Source organism: Gilliamella sp. Pas-s25, from assembly GCF_009795885.1.
In the GTDB taxonomy this organism is placed as follows: Bacteria; Pseudomonadota; Gammaproteobacteria; order Enterobacterales; family Orbaceae; genus Gilliamella.
In genome coordinates, this window is the sequence record NZ_WTEV01000050.1 from 1 (window position 1) to 5,477 (window position 5,477).

Below are 5,477 nucleotides of genomic sequence, written 5' to 3' on the forward strand. Positions count from 1 at the left end.
CCAGCAACATGGGTGACACCCTCTATGAATGTCAGTATAATGCCTATGGGCAGATAATAAACGAAACCTACCATCAAGACGATTTGCAAGCCCTGCCGGAGAATCCGTTAAGGTTCCAAGGGCAATATTATGATGAGGAGACGGGATTACATTATAACTTAAATCGCTATTACGACCCGTTTACAGGCAGGTATATCACCCAAGATCCGCTCGGTATACTAGGTGGCTTAAATAGTTATCAGTATGCCGGTAGTGATCCGATAAATTGGGTGGATCCGTTAGGGTTGGTTAAGGTTGGAAATAGTGGGTTTGAGGGGGTTGCTAGAAAGGAGGCCAATTCAAATGCAGCCCAATCTGGACTTGATAAATCCGCTGATTTTTCACGTCCATTAACTCCGAGTGATCTTGGAGTGAAAGGAACGTTGTCTGAATTGGATGGAACCTTTTCGGTTAATGACGGAATAGCTACAGTCAGAGTTGATATGATTAGAGGTGAAATAAATAACCCGTTAAGAATTGTTAATAATTTAATCGATTTAGCAAAAGCAAATGGCGCCACTACATTGAAAATTGAAGGGACAATAGCGAACCCAAAACTATATGATGTATTACAAAAAAGGTATGGGTTAACCAGTCATGGAGCACATGACATTATTATTATTAAATTGAAATAAGAGATTATATAATGAATATAGAAGCAAGAGTTAAAAGAATACTGGTTCCAATGGTAAGGTTCAAAATTGTTAAGGAAAAAAAAAATAATACTCGTTTGGGAAAGGTTTTCGGGATATATGATAACTCACCGGAAAACGACTCTATTACTATATGTGAAAATGGTATTAGTTGGACAACCAATCATAACAATATTTATGTTTTATTTAATGATATAAAAAAAACCTCTATTGAGGGAGATAAATCATCGGAAAATATATTAATTTATCTCAAGAATAATCAAATAATAAAACTTCCAGTTAGAGGTAAAAATGGTCGCTTTTCTGATATATTTGAGTTTTTGAGATTTTTAGATCGAGTCTTATCAGAACTGAAATAATCAACCTCCTAGTATGTTAATGGAGGATATTATCCTCTTTTAAACTTGCAAAGCAAGTTCAATAATTAATTTGCTTTGCTAAATTTTAATCATTATTGTGTCGATTAACAATAAAACTAAATTCATCTAACTATCTACTATTACGTTGTTAATATTATGATAAAGTTGAACGATTTAGCTACACCTATGATGCCTTTTATCGGCGTACTAGCAAAACCGTGGATGGTAAAACTACTGAATTTATCTGGCAGGGTAGCCGGCTTATTGCCGAAACGGATAATGATAAACACTGGCAAACCTACCTTTACGAGCCGGATTCTTATCGTCCATTAGCTCTTGTGCACGGCAATGCCCGGCAAGATAATATCAAACTCTACTGGTACCAAAATGACCACCTCGGCACCCCCATTGCCCTTACCAGCAACATGGGTGACACCCTCTATGAATGTCAGTATAATGCCTATGGGCAGATAATAAACGAAACCTACCATCAAGACGATTTGCAAGCCCTGCCGGAGAATCCGTTAAGGTTCCAAGGGCAATATTATGATGAGGAGACGGGATTACATTATAACTTAAATCGCTATTACGACCCGTTTACAGGCAGGTATATCACCCAAGATCCGCTCGGTATACTAGGCGGACTAAATAGTTACCAATATGCCGGTAGTGATCCGATAAATTGGGTGGATCCGTTAGGGTTGATTAAGGTTGAAAATAATGGGTTTGAACATCTGGAGCTTTCAGATAGGCACTTGCTAGATAGGGTTAGTATACCCAAAGCCACCGGTAATTCTATTTTCACAGGAACAAGAACTGAAGCGTTAGCTGATCTTGCCGAAATTAAATCTGGAGTTGCTATTAGAGATGGTGAATTATTTACAACATCATCAGGCAGGGTATGGGGTATACATAATAATTCTGTCCACCCAGTTTCTGGACCTGGAGTTGTAAATATTTCATCACTAGAATATAACATATTAGTTCAAGCAAGAAAAAGAGGAAAGGATAACGCATTAATTACACTAGGTCATTTAGAAAAAAATAAAAAACTTAGTTCCGAGAAAGTAGAAAGAATTAAAATACTTTTAAATTTAATGAAGAATAGAAAATGAATTATTCACCTTTTATCAATCTTTATTTACGAGATCAAAAATCAGAACAAGAAATTATTGCTAAGTTAGAGTTCATAATTGGATTAAAAATAGATTCATTCAACTTTCCCAACAAAGATAATGTTTTACATATATCGTATATAGAATTTACTCAGGGTTTTAAAACAGAAATATCTATTTATTGGCCAACTAATTTAAATAATATTATTAATGGGTATTATATCGCACAAGAATTATCTTGTGCATTGAATGTCCCTATTTTATTTGATGCAAGTCTTTTTGATTGTAATGCTGTATCAATTGATGGAGATGATATTTGGTTTTTAACTAATAATAGAAACTTAAAACAAGTTAGCGTTAAGATTTTAGATGATGGAATAGATATTTTATCGTAAAGATATAAGCGTCTAGTTTTAATGTAGTATGCGAGTAATTTATACAAGTTTGATTAACGATAGTTGTATTGATACTGCGTTAATTTAGTTCTCTATTTGACTTGAAATAACTTGATTCAACCAATGACTTAATACCATTTTGATGATATCCATAACCTGACAAGCTTGTACAATCGAATATCCTTTTTTCAGAACAAGGAGAACACTAAATATCGGTACAGGAAATAAGCCCATGGAGGGAGCTTACAATATATCTTATCCCGATTATCCAATGGCGGAAGGTGTTTATCCCGGCAATGCTAATGATTTGTCAAATATTGCAACAGGTTCGCAAAATAAAATTATTATGGATAACCCGTTTGGATATTATCCTTTGAATGATGAAGTGCTTCGAGTTTTAAATAACGGAGGTACAATAATAATTCGTGGAAATCAGACCAACAAATACATGAAAAATTTAGAAATCATAGCTAAAGAGAAAGGTTTGCAATTAGTGAATAAACGACAAATTTCTAGTGCTGGTTATGCTCAATCAAGTGGAGAACCAATTAAAAGTAAAACTATAGATGAATATATTTTTAAAAAATGATAGGTGATACGATGAAATATAAAATAGATATAACCGATAGTTATCAATATTGTATTGATTTTGATGGTTTAAGTGGAATAAATAGTTACTCATCTTTACCTGAAATTGAAAAAAGAACATCAACATGTCAAATGTATTTAGAAAATGTATCTGTAAATATGTATGATAAAATATGGCGAGCTCAGATATTATCAATCAACCCAGAAAGCATCATCAATATTGATGATGATTTAATCACATTAGCGCAGAAAGCTTTGCTAACTATAGAAAATATATGCTGTTACGACCTTCGAATTATCCATAAAAAACAAGATTATTATCATTCATCAGGCTTAAAATTTAATGTTAAAGATCGTTATATTGACTTTGGTGGTTATGATACTGAACACTTAGATTCAAATATATATGGAAGTGCAATTTTTAGAGGTAAAGTTTTTTTAGAATTGGAGGAAGATAAAATCCTTCCATTAATGATAGGATGTGATGATCAGGTTGGTGGGTATGATGGTATAAAAAAAATAAATTATAATAAGGAATTAGAAGTAAAAATGAAAAATAAACCTCTAGATATTAGTATTTTTAATAATATTGAATCACCAATATGGGATTTTGATTTTTATATGAAATATTTTTCTACTCAAGATGGTTATAGGGAAGCTATTAAGAATTACAAATAAACTAATGGATAGAAAAAATCAATGAAGTTAATTGATAAAAGTAACTTTTTAGCTAATTATTATTTCAAGCTGGAAATGAGGGGGGAGAGTACCTAACCGCTACCAGTATAACCCGCTCCCCTATCAACGCTATCATGGTTATGATATCAGCATACAGGCCTCGCCATCCCCACTCTGGCAACAGCACTACCACTACACCCCTGACGGGCAACTAGCCGAAATCACCGGTCATCAGCCACGCCGTTACCGATATGATAACGCCGGTCAGCTACACACTGTCACTTATCCTGATGCCAACCCCGAGCAACATCACGCTGAAAAAGTGGAACTGTTTGGCTATGACCAAACCGGCAATAAAAGCACTGAAACCCAAGCGCTGGCACCCGCGCCTTTTCACGCCAATATAGCCAAAGGCAACCGCCTGACCTTTTTTAGTGACAAACATTTTGAGTATGACCGCTTTGGTAATCTGATTGCCGAAAAGCGCGGAAAAGACCACAGTCTAGTCACCCACTATGAGTACGACTGCCGGCACCGGTTAATCAAAGTGATTAAGCCGACGGGGCTCATAATCACCTATATTTATGATGCCTTTAATCGCCGTACTAGCAAAACCGTGGATGGCAAAACTACCGAATTCCTGTGGCAAGGTAACCGGCTTATTGCCGAAACCGATAATGATAAACACTGGCAAACCTACCTTTACGAGCCGGACTCCTACCGCCCATTAGCCCTTGTGCACGGCAATGCCCGGCAAGATAATATCAAACTCTACTGGTACCAAAACGACCACCTCGGCACCCCCATTGCCCTTACCAGCAACATGGGTGACACCCTCTATGAATGCCAGTATAATGCCTATGGGCAGATAATAAACGAAACCTACCATAAGGAAGATTTCCAATCCCTGCCAGATAACCCGTTAAGGTTTCAAGGGCAATATTATGATGAGGAGACAGGGTTACACTACAACCTAAACCGTTATTATGATCCATTTACAGGCAGGTATATTACCCAAGATCCGCTCGGTATACTAGGCGGACTAAATAGTTACCAATATGCCGGTAGTGATCCGATAAATTGGGTTGATCCGTTAGGGTTGGTTAAGGTTGGAAATAGTGGGTTTGAAGGGATAAACGCTGCCAATAATATTGGTTCTTCTCTAAAATTAGGTGAAACGCAAGTAATTAACGGAGTAAGTGTCACAAGAGTTGGACGGTGGATGTCTCCCCAAGAGCTCGAACACATGCAAAGTACAGGAAAAGTTGTCCAAGGTGGAGGTGGACAAACATTTGTCTCTATTAATGGAGCTAATGATTTTAAAGGCGTAGCTGCAAATGGTTCAGTTTATGTAGAATTTGATGTTCCAACTAATAGTTTAATTCAAGGAGGCAAAGAAGGATGGTATAAATTGTTAGGCCCTGATGCAAAACTTTCACAAAAATACCTTTTAAATAAACAAGGTGGAACTCTGACACCAAATGTAAATAACATTCAAATAGTCGACAAAAAATAGAAGGTATAAAATATGGATATAAATTATTTTAAAAAAGAATTAGCGCCTAGATTGAAAAATTATAAATTAACTTATAGTTCATATCCCAATGGAGATTTTGGTTCTATGGAACGAGTGGTCATAGAAGGAAATAA

7 protein-coding genes are annotated in these 5,477 nt (G+C 35.9%); all 7 read left to right on the forward strand.

Annotation, left to right across the window (positions count from 1 at the left end):
• Window positions 1–674 (forward strand): RHS repeat-associated core domain-containing protein (locus tag GQ593_RS12985; RefSeq protein ID WP_160432416.1); only part of this gene is annotated, 674 nt, incomplete at its 5' end.
• An 11-nt stretch (window positions 675–685) separates the two neighbouring features.
• Entirely contained in the window at window positions 686–1,051 is a 366-nt protein-coding gene (locus tag GQ593_RS12990) for a hypothetical protein (protein WP_160432417.1), read from the forward strand.
• Between the two features lie 218 nt (window positions 1,052–1,269).
• Window positions 1,270–2,166: an RHS repeat-associated core domain-containing protein gene (locus GQ593_RS12995; RefSeq protein WP_160432418.1), complete on the forward strand. Its 897-nt coding sequence runs from the start codon at window positions 1,270–1,272 to the stop codon at window positions 2,164–2,166.
• Complete coding sequence (locus GQ593_RS13000) at window positions 2,163–2,561, forward strand: hypothetical protein (RefSeq protein ID WP_160432419.1); 399 nt, start codon at window positions 2,163–2,165, stop codon at window positions 2,559–2,561. The genes GQ593_RS12995 and GQ593_RS13000 overlap by 4 nt, the downstream gene beginning before the upstream one ends.
• A gap of 232 nt (window positions 2,562–2,793) precedes the next feature.
• Window positions 2,794–3,150: a hypothetical protein gene (locus tag GQ593_RS13005; protein WP_160432420.1), complete on the forward strand. Its 357-nt coding sequence runs from the start codon at window positions 2,794–2,796 to the stop codon at window positions 3,148–3,150.
• Window positions 3,151–3,161: 11 nt separating this feature from the next.
• Window positions 3,162–3,827 carry a hypothetical protein gene (locus GQ593_RS13010; RefSeq protein ID WP_160432421.1) on the forward strand — a complete coding sequence of 222 codons (666 nt, stop codon included), beginning with the start codon at window positions 3,162–3,164 and terminating at the stop codon, window positions 3,825–3,827.
• 322 nt (window positions 3,828–4,149) lie between these two features.
• On the forward strand, window positions 4,150–5,343 hold the full coding sequence (locus GQ593_RS13015) for a TreTu family toxin (RefSeq protein ID WP_160432422.1): 1,194 nt from the start codon (window positions 4,150–4,152) through the stop codon (window positions 5,341–5,343).
• Window positions 5,344–5,477 lie beyond the last annotated feature (134 nt).

Bases quoted from the DNA above. Each gene is read 5' to 3' on its own strand.
- GQ593_RS13005 (WP_160432420.1), top strand. From the start codon at position 2,794: ATGGAGGGAGCTTACAATATATCTTATCCCGATTATCCAATGGCGGAA.
- GQ593_RS13010 (WP_160432421.1), top strand. From the start codon at position 3,162: ATGAAATATAAAATAGATATAACCGATAGTTATCAATATTGTATTGAT.
- GQ593_RS12990 (WP_160432417.1), top strand. From the start codon at position 686: ATGAATATAGAAGCAAGAGTTAAAAGAATACTGGTTCCAATGGTAAGG.
- GQ593_RS13000 (WP_160432419.1), top strand. From the start codon at position 2,163: ATGAATTATTCACCTTTTATCAATCTTTATTTACGAGATCAAAAATCA.